General features: G+C 69.7%; 19 protein-coding genes. 17 read left to right on the plus strand and 2 right to left on the minus strand.

What is annotated here, in order from left to right; genetic code table 11:
- Positions 1–4: 4 nt before the first annotated feature.
- Positions 5–1,183, plus strand: a complete 1,179-nt coding sequence (gene aroC, locus QSK31_RS16450; protein WP_285684816.1) for a chorismate synthase — start codon at positions 5–7, stop codon at positions 1,181–1,183.
- Entirely contained in the window at positions 1,183–1,689 is a 507-nt protein-coding gene (locus QSK31_RS16455) for a shikimate kinase (protein WP_285684817.1), read from the plus strand. The genes aroC and QSK31_RS16455 overlap by 1 nt, the downstream gene beginning before the upstream one ends.
- A gap of 47 nt (positions 1,690–1,736) precedes the next feature.
- On the opposite strand, the gene QSK31_RS16460 is transcribed toward QSK31_RS16455, so the two are convergent.
- Positions 1,737–2,462 carry a Clp protease N-terminal domain-containing protein gene (locus QSK31_RS16460; protein ID WP_285684818.1) on the minus strand — a complete coding sequence of 242 codons (726 nt, stop codon included), beginning with the start codon at positions 2,460–2,462 and terminating at the stop codon, positions 1,737–1,739.
- 59 nt (positions 2,463–2,521) lie between these two features.
- On the opposite strand from QSK31_RS16460, the gene aroB reads away from it, so the two are divergent.
- From aroB to nusB, 4 genes are read left to right on the plus strand one after another with little or no spacing between them, the layout of a single operon-like run.
- Complete coding sequence (gene aroB, locus QSK31_RS16465; RefSeq protein WP_285684819.1) at positions 2,522–3,589, plus strand: 3-dehydroquinate synthase; 1,068 nt, start codon at positions 2,522–2,524, stop codon at positions 3,587–3,589.
- A complete protein-coding gene (gene aroQ / locus QSK31_RS16470; protein ID WP_285684820.1) occupies positions 3,586–4,023 on the plus strand; it encodes a type II 3-dehydroquinate dehydratase in 438 nt (145 codons plus the stop codon). The genes aroB and aroQ overlap by 4 nt, the downstream gene beginning before the upstream one ends.
- A gap of 57 nt (positions 4,024–4,080) precedes the next feature.
- Positions 4,081–4,638 (plus strand): elongation factor P, encoded by a 558-nt coding sequence (gene efp, locus QSK31_RS16475; RefSeq protein ID WP_285684821.1) that lies wholly within the window; start codon positions 4,081–4,083, stop codon positions 4,636–4,638.
- 28 nt (positions 4,639–4,666) lie between these two features.
- Positions 4,667–5,077, plus strand: coding sequence for a transcription antitermination factor NusB (gene nusB / locus QSK31_RS16480; RefSeq protein WP_285684962.1), 411 nt, complete (start codon positions 4,667–4,669; stop codon positions 5,075–5,077).
- A 279-nt stretch (positions 5,078–5,356) separates the two neighbouring features.
- Here nusB and bldD read toward each other — a convergent pair whose 3' ends face one another.
- Positions 5,357–5,845, minus strand: coding sequence for a transcriptional regulator BldD (gene bldD / locus QSK31_RS16485; RefSeq protein ID WP_014446326.1), 489 nt, complete (start codon positions 5,843–5,845; stop codon positions 5,357–5,359).
- Between the two features lie 314 nt (positions 5,846–6,159).
- On the opposite strand from bldD, the gene pyrR reads away from it, so the two are divergent.
- From pyrR to rpoZ, 11 genes are all read left to right on the plus strand, one after another.
- Positions 6,160–6,723, plus strand: coding sequence for a bifunctional pyr operon transcriptional regulator/uracil phosphoribosyltransferase PyrR (gene pyrR, locus QSK31_RS16490; protein ID WP_285684823.1), 564 nt, complete (start codon positions 6,160–6,162; stop codon positions 6,721–6,723).
- Between the two features lie 43 nt (positions 6,724–6,766).
- Complete coding sequence (locus QSK31_RS16495; RefSeq protein WP_285684824.1) at positions 6,767–7,672, plus strand: aspartate carbamoyltransferase catalytic subunit; 906 nt, start codon at positions 6,767–6,769, stop codon at positions 7,670–7,672.
- Between the two features lie 79 nt (positions 7,673–7,751).
- Positions 7,752–9,020 carry a dihydroorotase gene (locus tag QSK31_RS16500; RefSeq protein ID WP_285684825.1) on the plus strand — a complete coding sequence of 423 codons (1,269 nt, stop codon included), beginning with the start codon at positions 7,752–7,754 and terminating at the stop codon, positions 9,018–9,020.
- Entirely contained in the window at positions 9,017–10,123 is a 1,107-nt protein-coding gene (carA, locus tag QSK31_RS16505) for a glutamine-hydrolyzing carbamoyl-phosphate synthase small subunit (protein WP_285684827.1), read from the plus strand. Before QSK31_RS16500 ends, carA begins: the two co-directional genes overlap by 4 nt.
- Positions 10,124–10,128: 5 nt before the next feature.
- Positions 10,129–13,440, plus strand: coding sequence for a carbamoyl-phosphate synthase large subunit (gene carB, locus QSK31_RS16510; protein ID WP_285684828.1), 3,312 nt, complete (start codon positions 10,129–10,131; stop codon positions 13,438–13,440).
- Positions 13,437–14,438 carry a quinone-dependent dihydroorotate dehydrogenase gene (locus QSK31_RS16515; RefSeq protein ID WP_285684829.1) on the plus strand — a complete coding sequence of 334 codons (1,002 nt, stop codon included), beginning with the start codon at positions 13,437–13,439 and terminating at the stop codon, positions 14,436–14,438. Before carB ends, QSK31_RS16515 begins: the two co-directional genes overlap by 4 nt.
- Positions 14,435–15,697: an adenosylmethionine--8-amino-7-oxononanoate transaminase gene (locus QSK31_RS16520; RefSeq protein WP_285684830.1), complete on the plus strand. Its 1,263-nt coding sequence runs from the start codon at positions 14,435–14,437 to the stop codon at positions 15,695–15,697. Before QSK31_RS16515 ends, QSK31_RS16520 begins: the two co-directional genes overlap by 4 nt.
- Before the next feature lie 17 nt (positions 15,698–15,714).
- Complete coding sequence (pyrF, locus tag QSK31_RS16525; protein ID WP_285684832.1) at positions 15,715–16,551, plus strand: orotidine-5'-phosphate decarboxylase; 837 nt, start codon at positions 15,715–15,717, stop codon at positions 16,549–16,551.
- Between the two features lie 185 nt (positions 16,552–16,736).
- Positions 16,737–17,054 (plus strand): integration host factor, actinobacterial type, encoded by a 318-nt coding sequence (gene mihF, locus QSK31_RS16530; RefSeq protein WP_285684834.1) that lies wholly within the window; start codon positions 16,737–16,739, stop codon positions 17,052–17,054.
- A gap of 32 nt (positions 17,055–17,086) precedes the next feature.
- Positions 17,087–17,686 (plus strand): guanylate kinase, encoded by a 600-nt coding sequence (gmk, locus tag QSK31_RS16535; RefSeq protein WP_285684836.1) that lies wholly within the window; start codon positions 17,087–17,089, stop codon positions 17,684–17,686.
- A gap of 28 nt (positions 17,687–17,714) precedes the next feature.
- A complete protein-coding gene (rpoZ, locus tag QSK31_RS16540; protein ID WP_020517552.1) occupies positions 17,715–17,978 on the plus strand; it encodes a DNA-directed RNA polymerase subunit omega in 264 nt (87 codons plus the stop codon).
- Positions 17,979–17,996: the final 18 nt, after the last annotated feature.

Consider the following 17,996-nt stretch of genomic DNA (forward strand, 5'->3'; position numbering starts at 1 on the left):
AGCCGTGTTGCGCTGGCTAACCGCAGGTGAATCCCATGGTCCGGCGCTCGTCGCGCTCATCGAGGGCGTGCCCGCCGGAGTGCGGGTGACGAGCGATGACATCGGCCGCGATCTGGCGCGCCGTCGGCTCGGCTACGGGCGTGGCGCCCGGATGGCGTTCGAGCAGGATGTTCTGGAGCTGATCGGCGGCATCCGGCACGGGGTGACGCAGGGCAGCCCGGTCGCGATCCGGATCGGCAACTCGGAGTGGCCCAAGTGGCAGACCGTGATGGCCGCCGACCCGGTCGATGAAGCGGAGCTGGCCGCGCAGGCCCGCAACGCGCCGCTGACCCGGCCCCGCCCGGGCCACGCCGACCTGGCCGGCATGCAGAAATACGGCCACACGGACGCCCGCCCGATCCTGGAGCGCGCCAGCGCCCGGGAGACCGCGGCCCGGGTCGCCGTCGGCGTGGTGGCCAAGGCGATCGTGAAGCAGACGCTCGGCATCGACATCGTGTCGCACGTGATCGAGCTGGGCTCGGTGACGGCCAAGGCGGGACTGATCCCGGCGCCGGAGGACGCGGACCGGATCGACGCCGACCCGTTGCGCTGCCTGGACCCGGAGGCCAGCGCCCGGATGGTGGCAGAGGTGGACGCGGCGAAGAAGGACGCGGACACCCTGGGCGGCATCGTGGAGGTGCTCGCTTACGGCGTACCCCCGGGTCTGGGGTCTCATGTGCAGTGGGACCGCAAGCTGGACGCCCGGCTGGCCGCCGCGCTGATGTCCATCCAGTCGGTCAAGGGCGTGGAGATCGGCGACGGCTTCACGCAGGCCCGGTCGCGCGGGTCGGTCGCGCACGACGAGATCATCCCGACGCCCGACGGGGTCCGCCGGGTCACCGATCGCGCGGGTGGCCTGGAAGGCGGCATCACCAACGGCGAAAATCTGCGGGTACGCGCGGCGCTGAAGCCGATCTCGTCGCTGAACCGGGCCCTGCAGACCGTCGACGTGACGACCGGCGAGGCCACCACGGCGATCAACCAGCGGTCCGACGTGTGCGCGGTTCCGGCCGGCGCGGTGGTCGCCGAGGCCATGGTGGCGCTGGTGCTGGCCGAGGCGGCGACCGAGAAGTTCGGTGGCGACTCGGCCGACGAGATGCGCCGCAACCTGGCCGGGTACCTGGACAGCCTGGTGATCCGCTGATGGCTCCGGTGGCGGTCATGGTCGGCGCGCCGGGAGCGGGGAAGACCACGGTGGGTGAGGCGCTGGCGGCCCGGCTGGGCGTGCCGTTCGCCGACGCGGACACCCTGATCGAGATCGCCGCCGGCAAGCCCATCCCGGAGATCTTCTTCGACGAGGGCGAGGACGAGTTCCGCCGCATCGAGGTCGCGACGATCGCCGGGGCGCTGTCCACGGTCGGCGGTGTGCTGGCCCTGGGCGGCGGGGCGGTGCTCCGCGAGGAGACCCGCGCGGCGCTGCGGGAACACACCGTGATCTACCTGTCGGCCGAGTTCGCGACCGCGATCAAGCGGGTCGGGCTGGGCGCGGGCCGGCCGGTGCTGTCGGTCAACCCGCGCGCCACCCTGAAACACCTGCTGGATCAGCGGCGCCCGCTGTACGCGTCGGTCGCCACGCACACCGTGGCCACCGACCTCGGAACGCCGGACGAGATCGCGGCGGAGATCGCCAAGCTGCTCTCAGCAGGCTAGGGCGAAGAAGAGCACGAGGATGATCAGCACATCCTCCGTGGTCAGGATCATCGTGACTCGAGAGCCTCGATGCGCTGGATCAGCGGCGCGAGCTCCTGGCGTACGACGAGCTTGAGTGCGTTGGCCTGGGTGGACGGGCTCTTCGCCTGGGTGTATCCGGCGAGCGCCGCGGACACGGACCGGCGCAGGGTCTTCGCGTCGGCGCCCGCCTCGCGCAGCGCCCGCCCGGCGCCGCCCTCGGTCTCGGCGGCGAGGCCGATCAGCAGGTGCTCGCAGCCGACGTAGTTGTGGCCCAGCCCGGTCGCCTCGGCCACCGCCAGCTCCAGCGCGGTCGCCGCGGAGATGCTGAACCCGCCGTCGCCCGGCTCGTCGGCGGTCGCCGCGGCCTCGGCGATCCGCTTGGGGCTGATCTCCATGGACTGCAGGATGACCACGGCCATGTTGGCGCCCTCGGTGACCATGGCCTGGATCAGCTGAGGTGTGCCGATCTGCCCCGCGCCGGTTCCCGCGCCGGTTCCTGTGCCGGTTCCTGCGCCGGTCGCTGCGGCGGCGTCGCGGGCGAGCCGGAGCACGGTCAGCGCCCGGGCGGTGAAGGACGAGAGCTGGGCGCCCATCTCGTCGTCGGAGATCGCGCTGAGCACGGTCTGCCGGATCGCGGTGATCCGGCGGACGGCCAGCTCCAGGGCGCGCTGGCAGATGGCGGACACGGGGAGGCCGGTGTCGCGGACGGCGTCGGCCAGGTCGTCGGGAAGGTACACGTTGATTTTTGGCATGCGCCATTTATAACCCGCATGGGGTTAGAAGGATATAACCCCATGACCGGCCGACTAGCGTGCTCCGTGTGACCACACGCATCCCGGTGCGTGGCGATCGGCCGTACGACGTACTCGTCGGGCGAGACCTCGCCAAACACCTGCCCGAACTGATCGGCGGCGCGGCCCGCACCGCCGTGCTCTTCGCCGCGCCTCTGCGCGAGCGTGCCGAGACGGTCGCCCGCGAACTCCCGTCGCCGCTGCTCATCGAGGTGCCGGACGCCGAGGCGGGCAAGACCGTCGAGGTGGCCGCGCGCTGCTGGGACTCCCTCGGCGCCGCCGCCTTCACCCGGACCGACGTGGTGGTCGGGGTCGGCGGGGGAGCGGTCACCGACCTGGCCGGCTACGTGGCGGCGAGCTGGCTGCGCGGCGTCCGCTGGGTGCCGGTGGCGACGTCGCTGCTGGGCATGGTCGACGCGGCGGTCGGCGGCAAGACCGGCGTGAACATCGGGGCCGGCAAGAACCTGGTCGGCGCGTTCCACCCCCCGGCCGGGGTGCTCTGCGATCTGGACACTCTGGACACGCTGCCCGCCGACGACCTGGTCGCCGGGATGGCCGAGATCGTCAAATGCGGCTTCATCGCCGACCCGGTCATCCTCGATCTGGTCGAGGCGTCGCCGGCGGCCGCCATCGACCCGGCCGGTCCCGCGCTGCGCGAGCTGGTCGAACGGGCGGTCCAGGTCAAGGCCGACGTCGTCGGCCGGGACCTGCGGGAGTCGGGGTTGCGCGAGATTCTCAACTACGGCCACACGTTGGGTCACGCCATCGAGAGACGTGAGGCGTACGCCTGGAAGCACGGTCACGCCGTGTCGGTCGGCCTGATCTTCGCCGCCGCCCTGGCCCGGCTCGCCGGTCGCATCGACGACGCCCTGTTCGAGCGGCACCGCGCCGTGCTCACCTCGCTGGGCCTGCCGACCGGCTACCCCGCCGACGCCTGGCCGGAACTGCTCCCGGCGATGCGGGTGGACAAGAAGACCCGCGGTGACCTGCTGCGCTTCGTGGTGCTGGACGGGCTCGCCCAGCCGGGCATCCTGGAGGGGCCGGAGCCCGAGACGCTGGCGCGGGCCTATGCGGAGGTGGCGCGATGACACGGGTCTACGTGCTGAACGGTCCCAACCTCGGGCGGCTGGGCACCCGGCAGGTGGACGTGTACGGGGTGACCTCGTACGCGGATCTGGAGAAGCTCTGTGAGACCGCCGGCGGCGAACTCGGCCTGGACGTGGTGGTGCGGCAGACCGACGCCGAGCACGAGATGCTCGCGTGGCTGCACGCCGCCGCCGACGAGCAAGCGCCGGTGGTGCTGAACCCGGGGGCGTGGTCGCACTACAACTACGCGATCCGGGACGCCTGCGCCATGCTGCGCAACCGCCTCGTCGAGGTGCATATCAGCAACATCCACGCGCGTGAGCAGTTCCGGCACCATTCGGTCGTCTCGGCGGTCGCGTCCGGGGTGATCGCCGGCCTGGGTGTCGACGGTTACCGCCTCGCGCTCCGGCACGTCGCGTCGCAAAACCCCGGTTAGCAGGTAGAGGGCCGCGCCGGTAGACTCGGTCGGTCACCGACGAGAACAAGGCAGGACATGGCTTCCACCAACGACCTGAAGAACGGTCTCGTGCTCAACCTCGACAAGGAGCTTTGGTCCGTCGTCGAGTTCCAGCACGTCAAGCCGGGCAAGGGCGGCGCGTTCGTGCGCACCACGCTCAAGAACGTGCTCTCCGGGAAGGTCGTCGACAAGACCTTCAACGCCGGCACCAAGGTCGAGACGGCGACCGTCGACAAGCGCACCATGCAGTACCTCTACCAGGATGGTGACGACTACGTCTTCATGGACCTGGACACCTTCGACCAGATCCCGGTGCCCGGGGCCACGGTCGGCGACGCGGCGAATTACCTGCTGCCCGAGGCCGAGGCGACAGTCGCGCAGCACGAGGGCGTTCCGCTCTACATCGAGCTGCCGACCAGCGTCTTCCTCGAGGTGACCTACACCGAGCCGGGCCTGCAGGGCGACCGTTCCACCGGCGGCACCAAGCCGGCGACGGTCGAGACCGGCGCCACGGTCAACGTGCCGCTGTTCATCACGCAGGGCGAGAAGATCAAGGTCGACACCCGCGACGGCCGTTACCTCGGTCGTAGCTGACCTGATGGCAGAAGGCCCGAAGACGCAGATGCCGGCGCGCCGCAAGGCGCGCAAGCGTGCCCTCGACGTCCTCTACGAGGCCGACCTGCGGGATCTGCCACCGAGCCAGGTGATGGAGTCCTACCTCGAGCGGATCGAGAAGCCGCACCCCGACCACCTGGGCTACACGATCAGCCTGGTCGACGGCGTGGCGAAGAACCTCGACCGGATCGACGAGCTGATCGCCAGCTACGCCGAGGGCTGGACCCTCGAGCGGATGCCGGTGGTGGACCGCAACCTGGCCCGGATCGCGGTGTTCGAGTTGCTGTACGTGCCGGAGATCGACGACCCGGTGGCGATCACCGAGGCCGTCGAGCTGGCCAAGCAGATGTCCACGGACGACAGCCCGCGCTACCTCAACGGCATCCTCGGCCGAATCGCGGAGTTCGCAACGCGCTGACCGTGCTGACCGGCTTCGGCTACCGCCTCGCGAGGCCGTGCTGACCGGCTTCGGCTACCGCCTCGCGAGGCCGTGCTGACCGGCTTCGGCTACCGCCTCGCGAGGCTTTCGCCCCGAGAAGTCGTTGTCGAGGGCGCCGGATGAACGTCGGCTACGCCTCGTTCATCCGGCGCCCTCGACAACGACGGGCGAAAGCCGGAGTGGTTGAGGTCAGACCAAGAAAGGGCCCCCGAGGGGGCCCTTTTTGTGTTTCGTGTCGAAACCGATGATCCAGTTCAGTCAGCTGGCGAAGAAGGCGCGGGGGTCCGCGACCAGCACGCCCTGCTCGGTCAGACGCTCGATGAGACCGGACGGCGAGATGTCGTACACGATCGCGAGAGCGCGCAGGTCGTCGGCGCGGATCGACAGGACCCGGCCGTTGTAGTCACCACGCTGCTGCTGGATCGCCCGGGCGTACCGGGCCACGTAGGCCAGGTCCTCACCCGTGGTGTCGTACAGCTTCTCGAGGTCGAGCACGATCTTGTTGGTGGCCTCGAGCCGGATGCCACTGCCGTCGGGCAGCAGCTCGGACACGGGCACCCGATAGAAATCGGCCAGCTCGGCCAGACGCGAGACGGTGACCGCACGGTCGCCGCGCTCGTACGAGCCCACCACGACTGCCTTCCAGCGGCCGTTCGACTTCTCTTCCACGCCCTGCAGGGACAGGCCCTGCTGCTGGCGGATCGAGCGCAGGCGGGCGCCCAACGACTTGGCGTACTCAGACGGCATTCGGACACTCCCAGTACTGTGCTGGCCCGGGGGGTTCTTCCCCCGCGATCGCTACGCAGCGTGACGGTACGGCCGTTGCGACCTCTGGTCAAGTGTTGGTCGCCGATGTGTCGTGGGACTCCTGGGAAAGTTGCCTATCTTTTCCCTCTGTGATCCCGCACTCGTCGTCAGGCACGTCACCATGGTCAACGCATTGCGCACTGGTAACGTAGCGTCAGCCGCGGCCCAGCGATCAACGGGGGCCGTGACATTCAAAACCGCACATAGAAGACATCCTTTAACGACCCGTCCAGTGAGGCGGGGAAGGAGGTCCGATGGCATCGCCGCATGCCCAGAAGACCGCTCGCACCGTCTTGTCCGCCGCTGACATTCAGCGAGTCGTCGACCGGATGGCCCATCAGATCCTCGAGAAGACCTCCGGCGCGACCGGCACCGTTCTTCTCGGCATCCCGACACGCGGTGTTCCGCTGGCCCATCGGCTGGCCGGCCGGATCCACGCCTTCGAGGACATCGACGTTCCGGTCGGATCGCTCGACATCACGCTCTACCGGGACGATCTGCGCCTGCACGCCACCCGCGCGCTCGGCAAGACCGAGATCCCCGGCAGCGGCATCGACGGCCGGCGGGTGATCCTGATCGACGACGTGCTGTTCTCCGGGCGGACCGTCCGGGCCGCACTGGACGCGATCAACGACGTCGGCCGGCCCAGCTCGGTGCAGCTCGCCGTCCTGGTCGACCGCGGCCACCGCCAGCTGCCGATCCGCGCCGACTACGTCGGCAAGAACATTCCGACCGCGCTGGACGAGAGCGTCCGGGTGTCGCTCGCCGAGACCGACGACGGCGTCGACGAGGTCAAGCTCACCGGAGGTCCCCGATGAGCAGAGCTGCCGAGGCGGCTTCGCCGCACTGCGAGGTCAAAGCATGATCAAACACCTGCTGTCCGCCGCCGATCTCGACGCCGACACCGCGACGCTGATCCTGGACACCGCCGGTGAGATGGCGGCGCTGGCCGAGCGCGAGGTCAAGAAGCTGCCGACGCTGCGCGGGCGCACCGTGGTCAACCTCTTCTACGAGGACTCCACCCGCACCCGGATCTCGTTCGAGGCGGCGGCCAAGCGGCTCTCCGCCGACGTGATCAACTTTTCCGCCAAGGGTTCCAGCGTGTCGAAGGGCGAGAGCCTGAAGGACACCGCGCTGACCCTGCAGGCGATGGGCGCCGACGCGGTGGTGATCCGGCATCCCGCCTCCGGCGCCCCGGACCGGCTGTCGTCCTGGGTGGACGGTTCGGTGATCAACGCCGGCGACGGCACCCACGAGCACCCCACGCAGGCCCTGCTGGACGCGTACACGATGCGGTCCCGCCTCGGGAAGCTCGACGGGCTGAACGTGGCGATCGTCGGCGACGTGCTGCACAGCCGGGTCGCCCGCTCCAACGTCCTGCTGCTCACCACGCTGGGCGCCAAGGTCACGCTGGTCGGCCCGCCGACGCTGATCCCGCTCTCGCCGGGTGCGGCGGTGTCGTACGACCTGGACAGCGTCCTGCCCGGCGCGGACGTGGTGATGATGCTGCGGGTGCAGACCGAGCGGATGCAGGATTCCTACTTCCCCTCGGCCCGGGAGTACAGCCGCCGCTACGGACTCGACGCGGCGCGCATGAGGAGGCTGCCCGAGCACGCGATCGTCATGCACCCGGGCCCGATGAACCGGGGCATGGAGATCGCGCCCGAGGTCGCCGACTCGAAACGGTCCACCATCGTCGAGCAGGTCGCCAACGGCGTGTCGGCTCGGATGGCTGTTCTTTATCTTCTGCTGGGAGGCAAGGCGTGATCGACCGCACCGAGCACGGCGCAAGCGGAGCGCGTCGCCGCGCACAGGGCCAGGAGAGCACGCGAAAGGAAGGCACAGCGTGACCTCGTCCTACGTCATCAGGGGCGCTTCGATTCTGGGCGCTTCGCCGGCGGATCTCTTCGTCTCGGACGGGGTTCTGGTCGACTCGGCTCCGTCGAACGCCGAGGTCGTCGAGGCGGACGGTCTCGTCGCGCTGCCCGGCCTGGTCGACCTGCACACCCACCTGCGCGAGCCGGGGCGCGAGGACGCCGAGACGGTGGAGACCGGCTCGCGCGCCGCCGCGATGGGCGGCTACACCGCGGTCTGCGCGATGGCCAACACGTCGCCGGTCGCCGACACCGCAGGCGTGGTCGAGCAGGTCTGGCGCCTCGGCCGCGAGGCCGGGCTGGTCGACGTGCAGCCGATCGGCGCGGTCACCGTCGGGCTGGCCGGCAAGCAGCTCGCCGAGCTCGGCGCGATGGCCGCCTCCGCGGCGAGCGTCCGGATCTTCTCCGACGACGGTTCCTGCGTCGCCGACCCGCGCCTGATGCGCCGGGCCCTGGAGTACGTGAAGGCGTTCGACGGCATCATCGCCCAGCACGCTGAGGAGCCGCGGCTCACCGAGGGCGCGCAGATGCACGAGGGTGAGGTGTCCACCCGGCTCGGCCTCACCGGCTGGCCCGCGGTCGCCGAGGAGGCGATCATCGCCCGCGACGTGCTCCTCGCGGAGCACGTCGGCAGCCGGTTGCACGTCTGCCACGTCTCCACCGCCGGGTCCGTCGAGGTCCTGCGCCAGGCAAAAGCTCGGGGAGTACGCGTGACCGCCGAGGTCACGCCGCACCACCTGCTGCTGACCGACGAGCTCGCGGCCAGCTACGACCCGGTGTTCAAGGTCAACCCGCCGCTGCGCACCGCGAAGGATGTCGAGGCGTTGCGGGCGGCCCTGATCGAGGGTGTGATCGACATCGTCGCCACCGACCACGCCCCGCACGCGGTGGAGGACAAGGAGTGCGAGTGGGCGTACGCGAGGCCCGGCATGGTCGGTCTCGAAACCGCCCTGCCGGTGGTGCTGAGTGTCCTCGGTGAGCAGTGGGACCTGATCGCCGACCGGATGTCCCGCACCCCCGCGCGCATCGCCGGTCTGTCCTCGCACGGGCTCTCCCTGCGGCCGGGTGAGCCGGCCAACCTCACCCTGGTCGACCCGGCCGCCCGCCGCGTCGTCGACCCCTCCGGCCTGACCAGCAAGAGCCGCAACACGCCGTACGCGGGCACCACCCTGCCGGGCCGCATCGTCGCGACCTTCCTCCGGGGCGAGCCGACGGTCCTGGACGGAAAGGCCCAGAAATGACAGAAGCACTCCTCGTACTGGAGGACGGCCGCGCTTTCCGTGGCACCGCCTACGGCGCGGTCGGTGAGACGTTCGGCGAGGCCGTGTTCACCACCGGCATGACCGGTTATCAGGAGACGCTGACCGACCCGTCGTTCCACCGGCAGGTCGTGGTGCAGACCGCGCCGCAGATCGGCAACACCGGCGTCAACGGCGAGGACGACGAGTCCGACCGGATCTGGGTGGCCGGCTACGTGGTCCGTGACCCGGCCCGCCGGCCGTCGAGCTGGCGGGCCACCGCCTCGCTCGACGAGCGGCTGGCCACCGAGGGCGTGGTCGGCATCGCCGGGGTGGACACCCGGGCGCTGACCCGGCACCTGCGCTCCCGCGGCGCCATGCGGGTGGGCATCTCGTCGGTCACCACCGACCCGGCTGAGCTGCGCGAACGCGTCCTGTCTCAGCCGGAGATGCTCGGTGCCGACCTGTCCGCCGAGGTCACCACCGGCTCGCGGTACACGGTGGCGGCCGAGGGTGAGCACCGCTACACGGTCGCCGCGCTCGACCTGGGCATCAAACGCAACGTCGCCCGGCGGCTGGCCGCCCGCGGTGTGACCACCCACATCTTCCCGGCCACCTCGACCGTCGACGACCTGCTCGCGGTGAGCCCGGACGCGGTGTTCTTCTCACCCGGCCCCGGCGACCCGGCCACCGCCGATCACCCGGTCGCTCTGGCTCAGGACGTGATGCGCCGGCGAGTTCCGCTGTTCGGCATCTGCTTCGGCAGCCAGATCCTCGGCCGGGCGCTCGGTTTCGGCACCTACAAGCTGGCGTACGGCCACCGCGGCATCAACCAGCCGGTGCTCGACAAGACCACCGGCAAGGTCGAGGTCACCTCGCACAACCACGGGTTCGCCGTGGAAGCCCCGCTCAACCAGGTGATCGACACCGACTTCGGCGGGGTCGAGGTCAGCCATGTGTGCCTCAACGACAACGTGGTCGAAGGGCTGCGGGCGAAGGACGTTCCCGCGTTCACCGTCCAGTACCACCCGGAGGCGGCAGCCGGCCCGCACGACGCCGACTACCTCTTCGACCGGTTCGTCGAGCTCGTTGAGAAGAAGGGCTGAGACCTATGCCCAAGCGTGAAGATCTCAGGCATGTCATGGTGATCGGCTCCGGGCCGATCGTCATCGGGCAGGCCTGCGAGTTCGACTACTCCGGCACCCAGGCCTGCCGCGTGCTGCGGGCCGAGGGGCTGCGCGTCTCGCTGGTCAACTCCAACCCGGCCACGATCATGACCGACCCCGAGTTCGCCGACGCCACCTACGTCGAGCCGATCACCCCGGAGTTCGTCGAGCTGATCATCGCCAAGGAACGGCCGGACGCGATCCTGGCGACGCTGGGCGGCCAGACCGCGCTGAACACCGCGGTGGCCCTGCACGAGAGCGGCGTCCTGGAGAAGTACGGCGTCGAGCTGATCGGCGCCAACATCGACGCGATCCGCAAGGGCGAGGACCGTCAGCTCTTCAAGGACATCGTGGCGCTGGCCGGCGGGGAGACGCCGCGGTCGCGGGTCTGCCACTCGATGGACGAGGTCCACGCGACCGTCGGCGAGCTCGGCCTGCCGGTGGTGATCCGGCCGTCGTTCACCATGGGCGGCCTCGGCTCCGGCATGGCGCACACCCGCGAGGACCTCGAGCGGATCGCCGGCGCCGGCCTGGCCTACTCCCCGGTGCACGAGGTGCTCATCGAGGAGAGCGTGCTCGGCTGGAAGGAGTACGAGCTCGAGCTGATGCGCGACAAGCACGACAACGTCGTCGTGGTCTGCTCGATCGAGAACGTCGACCCGATGGGCGTGCACACCGGCGACAGCGTCACCGTCGCGCCGGCCATGACGCTCACCGACCGGGAGTACCAGCGACTCCGTGACCTGGGCATCGCCGTCCTGCGCGAGGTCGGCGTGGACACCGGCGGCTGCAACATCCAGTTCGCGATCAACCCGAGCGACGGCCGCCTGGTCGTCATCGAGATGAACCCGCGGGTGTCCCGGTCGTCGGCGCTGGCGTCCAAGGCGACCGGTTTCCCGATCGCGAAGATCGCCGCCAAGCTGGCCATCGGCTACACGCTGGACGAGATCCCGAACGACATCACGCTGAAGACCCCGGCCGCGTTCGAGCCGGCACTGGACTACGTGGTGGTGAAGATCCCGCGGTTCGCGTTCGAGAAGTTCCCGGGCGCCGACGCCGAGCTCACCACCACGATGAAGTCGGTGGGCGAGGCGATGTCGCTGGGCCGCAACTTCGCCGAGGCGTTGAACAAGGCGATGCGGTCGATGGAGACGTCGGCCGCCGGGTTCTGGACCCTGCGCGACACCGAGGATCTCGAGTCCACCCTGGCGGCTCTGCGCATTCCGCACGACGGCCGCCTCTACACGGTCGAGCGTGCCCTGCGACTCGGCGCGTCCGTGCAGCAGGTGCATGAGGCCAGCGGTGGTATCGATCCCTGGTTCCTGGATGAGATCGCCGCGCTCGTGGAACTGCGGCAGGACATTCTGGAGGCGCCCGTGCTCGACGCGGCGCTGCTGCGGCGGGCCAAGCGCAACGGGCTGTCCGACCGGCAGCTCGCGGCGCTGCGGCCGGAGTTCGCCGGCGAGGACGGCGTGCGGTCGCTGCGGCACCGGCTCGGCGTACGCCCGGTCTACAAGACCGTCGACACCTGCGCGGCCGAGTTCGAGGCGGACACGCCTTACCACTACTCGACCTATGACGAGGAGACCGAGGTCGCGCCGTCCGACCGGCCCAAGGTGCTGATCCTGGGCTCGGGGCCGAACCGGATCGGCCAGGGCATCGAGTTCGACTATTCGTGCGTACACGCGGTCATGGCCCTCAGAGGTGTTGACCTCGAGACCGTGATGGTCAACTGCAACCCGGAGACGGTCTCCACCGACTACGACACCGCGGACCGGCTCTACTTCGAGCCGCTCACCTTCGAGGACGTGCTCGAGGTCTTCCACGCCGAGGACAGCTCCGGCAAGGCGGCCGGCGGCCCGGGTGTGATCGGCGTGATCGTGCAGCTCGGCGGGCAGACCCCGCTCGGGCTGGCGCACCGGCTCAAGGCGGCCGGCGTACCCATCGTCGGCACCAGCCCGGAGAGCATCGACCTGGCCGAGGACCGCGGCATGTTCGGCGCCGTGCTGGCCAAGGCGGGGCTGCGCTCGCCCGACCACGGCACCGCCACCTCGTTCGACGAGGCCAAGGCGATCGCCGACGAGATCGGGTACCCGGTGCTGGTCCGGCCGTCGTACGTCCTCGGTGGCCGTGGCATGGAGATCGTCTACGACGAGCCGACGCTGAACGGCTACATCGACCGGGCCACCGAGATCTCGCCGAACCACCCGGTGCTGGTCGACCGGTTCCTGGACGACGCGATCGAGATCGACGTGGACGCGCTCTGCGACGCCACCGGCGAGGTCTACCTGGGCGGCGTGATGGAGCACATCGAGGAGGCCGGCATCCACTCCGGCGACTCGTCCTGCTCGCTGCCGCCGGTCACGCTGGCCGGCTCGCACCTGGCTGAGGTACGCCGCTACACCGAGGCGATCGCCCGCGGCGTCGGCGTGCGCGGCCTGCTCAACGTCCAGTACGCGCTGAAGGACGACTCGCTGTACGTGCTGGAGGCCAACCCGCGCGCTTCGCGGACCGTCCCGTTCGTCTCGAAGGCGACCGCGGTGCCGCTGGCCAAGGCGGCCGCCCGGATCATGCTCGGCGCGACCATCGCCGAGCTGCGCGCGGAGGGCATGCTGCTGCCCAGCAGCGACGGCGGCTCCACGCCGGAGGGCGCGCCGATCGCGATCAAGGAGGCGGTGCTGCCGTTCAAGCGGTTCCGCACGAAGGCCGGGCAGGGCGTGGACAGCCTGCTCGGGCCGGAGATGAAGTCGACCGGCGAGGTGATGGGCATCGACGCCGGCTTCGGGCAGGCGTTCGCCAAGTCCCAGGCCGCGGCGTACGGCTCGCTGCCGACCAGCGGCAAGATCTTCGTCTCGGTCGCCAACCGGGACAAGCGCTCGATGATCTTCCCGATCAAGCGGCTGGCCGATCTGGGCTTCACCATCGTGACCACGGCCGGCACCGGCGAGGTGCTGCGCCGGCACGGCATCGAGTGCGAGATCGTGCCCAAGCATTTCGAGAGCCCCGGCAAGAACGCGATCGCGCTGATCGAGGCCGGTGAGATCGCCCTGATCATCAACACTCCCCAGGGCTCCGGGGCAAGTGCGAGATCTGATGGGTACGAGCTGCGCAGCGCGGCCGTCACCGCCGACATCCCGAGCATCACCACGGTGCCGGGCGCGGCGGCCGCGGTGATGGGCATCGAGGCGCTGATGCGTGGCGACCTGACCGTCCGCCCGCTGCAGGAGCTGCACGCGGTCCTGCGGAGTGACGGATGACCGCGTTCGAACGCACGCTCCGGCCGATCCTGTTCCGGGTCGGCGGGGGCGACGCGGAGAAGGCGCACGAGTTCACCCTGCACCGCCTGGCCGGGCTGCCTTCCTTCACCCGCGAGCTGATGCGGCGCCGATACACCGTCACCAAGCCGGTGGAGGTGTTCGGGCTCCGCTTCCCGAACGCGGTCGGCCTGGCCGCCGGGATGGACAAGAACGGCGTCGCGCTGGCGTCCTGGCCGGCCATGGGCTTCGGGTTCGTCGAGGTCGGCACGGTCACCGCGCACCCGCAGCCGGGCAACGACAAGCCACGGTTGTTCCGGCTGCGGGAGAGCGAAGCGATCATCAACCGGATGGGCTTCAACAACGAGGGCGCGGCGGCCCTGGCCGCGCGGCTGGCGGCGACCGGTGACGTCGGCATCCCGGTCGGGGTGTCGCTCGGCAAGTCCAAGGTGACGCCGCTGGACGAGGCGGTCGAGGACTACCTCACCTCGTACAACCTCCTCCAGGAGCACGCCGGCTACATCGCGGTCAACGTGTCCTCACCGAACACTCCCGGGCTGCGCAGCCTGCAGGACAAGTCGGCGATCGGCGCTCTGCTGGCGGCGCTGGCCGGCAAGACGCCGGTGCTGGTGAAGATCGCGCCGGACCTGACCGAGCCGGCCATCGCCGAGCTGCTGGAGGTCTGCCTGGCGTACGGCGCGGCCGGGGTGATCGCGACCAACACCACGCTGGACCGCAACGGGCTGGCGCCGGCCGACCAGCCGCGGGCGACCGAGGCGGGTGGCCTGTCCGGCCGGCCGCTCACCGAGAAGGCCCACAAGGTGGTGCAGTTCGTGCACGAGGAGACCGGCGGCCGGTTACCGATCATCGGGGTCGGCGGCGTCCTCGACCCGGACGACGCGACCCGGCTCTTCGACGCCGGGGCGTCTCTGGTTCAGCTGTACACCGGTTTCGTCTACCGGGGGCCCGCCCTCGTACGGGCGATCGCGTCGGCGCGATGACCGGCGACCCGGCCGAGCGGCTCCTCGCGCTGGACCGGGCGCATGTCTGGCATCCGTACGGGCCGATGCCCGGGAGGTCCGACCCCTATCTGGTGGAGAGCGCCGAGGGCGTGCGGCTGCGCCTGGCCGACGGCCGGGAGCTGGTCGACGGGATGTCGTCGTGGTGGGCGGCCATCCACGGCTACCGCCACCCGGTGCTGGACGCCGCGCTGGCCGACCAGGCGTCCCGGATGAGCCACGTGATGTTCGGCGGCCTCACCCACGGGCCCGCGGTCGAGCTGGCCGCCCGGCTGGTCGAGATCACCCCGGAAGGGCTGGAGCACGTCTTCCTCTGTGACTCCGGCTCGGTCGGCGTCGAGGTGGCGGTCAAGATGGCGTTGCAGGCCCGGCCGGGCCGCCGGCGGCTGGCCACCTGGCGCGGCGGCTACCACGGCGACACGTTCCACCCGATGAGCGTCTGCGACCCGGTCGGCGGCATGCATTCGCTGTGGACCGGAGTGCTGCCGGTGCAGGTGTTCGCGCCGCCGCCGCCGGCCGCCTTCGACGACGCGTACGCCGTCGAACTGGCCGAGACGATCGATCGGCACGCCGACGAGCTGGCCGCGGTGATCGTCGAGCCGGTCGTGCAGGGCGCCGGGGGGATGCGGTTCCACGATCCCGGCTACCTCCGGGTGCTGCGGGATGTCACCCGGGAGCGGGAAATCCTGCTCATCTTCGACGAGATCGCGACCGGCTTCGGACGGACCGGATCGATGTTCGCCGCTGACCTGGCCGGCGTCACGCCCGACATCATGTGTCTCGGCAAGGCCCTGACCGGGGGATATCTGAGCCTGGCCGCGACCCTCTGCACGCCCGAGGTGGCGCACGCGATCTCCGCCGGTCCGGGCGGCGGGCTGGCGCACGGCCCGACGTTCATGGGCAACCCGCTCGCCTGCGCGGTCGCCGGCGCCTCTCTGAGCCTGCTGAGCGACGGCACCTGGGCATCCGCGACATCCCGCATCGAAACGGCTCTCCGGGCCGGCCTGGAGCCGCTGAGGGGCGCTCCCGGTGTCGCCGACGTCCGGGTGCTCGGCGCGATCGGCGTGGTCCAGCTCGATCACGACGTGGATCTGGCCAAGGCCACCGCGGCCGCGGTCGACGCCGGCGTGTGGCTGCGCCCGTTCCGGGATCTGATCTACACCATGCCGCCGTACGTGACGGGCGACGACGACGTCGCCCGTATTACCAGGGGTATCGCCGCGGCGGTGTCCGCGAGCTGACAGGAAGAGGATGACCTATGGCCACGCCGACCTTCGGTGAACGTCTCCATCGGGCTGTCGCGGAGCGCGGGCCGCTCTGTGTCGGCGTCGATCCGCACAGCGCGCTGCTGGCTCGCTGGGGCCTCCCGGACGACGTATCCGGCCTGGAACGCTTCGCCTTCACGGTGGTCGAAGCACTCGCCGACCGGGTGGCCGTCCTCAAGCCTCAGTCGGCGTTTTTCGAGAGATTTGGGTCACGTGGCATCCACGTTCTTGAGTCAATTATCCGACAGTCACGAGAAGCGGGAGTGATCATCCTGCTTGACGTTAAGCGCGGAGATATCGGTTCCACGATGGCCGCGTACGCCGACGCATATCTCAATCCATCGAGTCCCATGAGTGTCGACGCGATTACTGTGAGTCCTTATCTCGGTGTCGGCTCGTTGCGTCCCGCGTTCGACGCCGCGGCCGAGCACGGCGCCGGCGTCTTCGTCCTGGCGCTCACGTCCAACCCGGAGGGACCGGCCGTCCAGCATGCGGTCACAGCGGACGGCCGCAGCGTCGCCCAGACGGTTATCGATGAGATTTCCCAGCTCAACGCGGGTGCCGATCCTCTCGGGAATGTCGGCCTGGTGGTCGGTGCGACCATTGGCGACACCGGCCACGACCTGTCCAAGGTGAACGGACCACTGCTCGCGCCGGGCCTCGGAGCACAGGGTGGAACCCCCGATCAGCTCCGGGCGATCTTCGGCGAAAGTCTGCAAAACGTGCTCCCGTCGTACTCACGGGAGGTTCTTTCGGCGGGGCCGGACGTGACCGCGCTGCAGGTCGCCGCGCGCCGTGCGGCCGACGCGTGCCGCGCCGCCCTCGGGTGAAACGGGAGTCTTAGCAGGCCGGGCGCGAGGTGATCGAGGGGTACCCCCACGTTGCCGAAACCCTCCCTGACCGCTAGTTTTCCGAGTCGCCGGGAACCACATGCCCCTTTGGTTCCCTGGCACACCACGTTTCACAGATGCGCCGGTATTGAACTACCAGCGCGATAGGGACCTGAGGAGAACTGGTGCCGCTCCCGTCATTGACCCCTGAGCAGCGTGCCGCAGCGCTGGAGAAGGCCGCGGAGATCCGTAAGGCTCGGGCCGAGCTGAAGGATCAGCTCAAGTCTGGCAAGACCACCCTCGCCGCCGTTCTTGACCGGGCGGAAGGCGACGATGTCGTCGGCAAGCTGAAGGTTTCGGCCGTGCTTCAGGCACTGCCGGGCATCGGCAAGATCCGGGCGACCCAGATCATGGAGAAGCTCAAGATCGCCGACAGCCGTCGTCTGCGCGGCCTCGGCGAGCAGCAGCGTAAAGCCCTCCTGGGGGAGTTCGCTGCGAACTGACTCGTCGGCTCGTGTAGGAATGAGCCGTGAGCATGGATGACGACGCGCGCCCGGCAGCTCGACTCACCGTCCTGTCCGGCCCCTCGGGGGTGGGCAAGGACAGCGTGATCGAGTTGATCCGGGCGCGCTCGCCATGGATCAAGTTGTCCGTGTCCGTGACAACGCGGAAGAAACGGGACTACGAGACCGACGGCGAGCATTACCACTTCGTCAGCCGAGCCGAGTTCCAGAGGCTCATCGACGGCGGGCAACTGCTCGAGTGGGCGGAATTCGCGGGGAACCTCTACGGCACACCCCGCGCGCAAGTGGAGGGCTGGCTCGCACAGGGCCGGCCCGTTCTGTTGAAGATCGACCTTCAGGGAGCTCGCCAGGTCCGCGCCACGATGGCGGACGCACAGCTGGTGTTCCTCGCCCCGCCCAGCGTCGAGGAGCTGCGTCGCCGCCTGATCGGCCGCGGCACCGACGACGAGGAGACCATCCGGAAACGCCTGGCGCACGCGGATGAGGAACTCGCCGCGGAGAAGGAATTCGACCGCACGGTGGTCAATGATTTCGTCGAGCGCGCCGCTGATGAGCTGGTAGGATTGCTCGGTTCGTCATATCTGACCCCGGCACAGGCGCCAGAACATTAAGGCCACAACACTTAAGGATCGCCAAACAGTGGGAACCGTTGCAAATCCCGAAGGAATCACCAACCCGCCGATCGATGAGCTGCTCGACAAGACCTCGTCGAAGTACTCGTTGGTGATCTTCGCGGCGAAGCGCGCCCGACAGGTCAACGCCTACTACAGCCAGCTCGGTGAGGGCCTCCTGGAGTACGTCGGCCCGCTGGTCGAGACCACCCCGCAGGAGAAGCCGCTCTCGATCGCGATGCGCGAGATCAACGCCGGTCTGCTGACCGCCGAGGCGACCGACAACCCCTGATCACTGGCTAGTGTCGGC

It is taken from the genome of Actinoplanes sp. NBRC 103695 (assembly GCF_030269485.1).
Classification (GTDB): domain Bacteria; phylum Actinomycetota; class Actinomycetes; order Mycobacteriales; family Micromonosporaceae; genus Actinoplanes.

What these genes read in the sequence shown, in the direction of transcription:
- pyrR (WP_285684823.1), top strand. Translation starts at nt 6,160, where the DNA reads ATGGCATCGCCGCATGCCCAGAAGACCGCTCGCACCGTCTTGTCCGCC.
- bldD (WP_014446326.1), bottom strand. Translation starts at nt 5,845, where the DNA reads ATGCCGTCTGAGTACGCCAAGTCGTTGGGCGCCCGCCTGCGCTCGATC.
- QSK31_RS16460 (WP_285684818.1), bottom strand. Translation starts at nt 2,462, where the DNA reads ATGCCAAAAATCAACGTGTACCTTCCCGACGACCTGGCCGACGCCGTC.
- carB (WP_285684828.1), top strand. Translation starts at nt 10,129, where the DNA reads ATGCCCAAGCGTGAAGATCTCAGGCATGTCATGGTGATCGGCTCCGGG.
- QSK31_RS16495 (WP_285684824.1), top strand. Translation starts at nt 6,767, where the DNA reads ATGATCAAACACCTGCTGTCCGCCGCCGATCTCGACGCCGACACCGCG.
- aroQ (WP_285684820.1), top strand. Translation starts at nt 3,586, where the DNA reads ATGACACGGGTCTACGTGCTGAACGGTCCCAACCTCGGGCGGCTGGGC.
- carA (WP_285684827.1), top strand. Translation starts at nt 9,017, where the DNA reads ATGACAGAAGCACTCCTCGTACTGGAGGACGGCCGCGCTTTCCGTGGC.
- QSK31_RS16520 (WP_285684830.1), top strand. Translation starts at nt 14,435, where the DNA reads ATGACCGGCGACCCGGCCGAGCGGCTCCTCGCGCTGGACCGGGCGCAT.
- gmk (WP_285684836.1), top strand. Translation starts at nt 17,087, where the DNA reads ATGGATGACGACGCGCGCCCGGCAGCTCGACTCACCGTCCTGTCCGGC.
- efp (WP_285684821.1), top strand. Translation starts at nt 4,081, where the DNA reads ATGGCTTCCACCAACGACCTGAAGAACGGTCTCGTGCTCAACCTCGAC.
- pyrF (WP_285684832.1), top strand. Translation starts at nt 15,715, where the DNA reads ATGGCCACGCCGACCTTCGGTGAACGTCTCCATCGGGCTGTCGCGGAG.
- nusB (WP_285684962.1), top strand. Translation starts at nt 4,667, where the DNA reads ATGCCGGCGCGCCGCAAGGCGCGCAAGCGTGCCCTCGACGTCCTCTAC.
- QSK31_RS16455 (WP_285684817.1), top strand. Translation starts at nt 1,183, where the DNA reads ATGGCTCCGGTGGCGGTCATGGTCGGCGCGCCGGGAGCGGGGAAGACC.
- QSK31_RS16515 (WP_285684829.1), top strand. Translation starts at nt 13,437, where the DNA reads ATGACCGCGTTCGAACGCACGCTCCGGCCGATCCTGTTCCGGGTCGGC.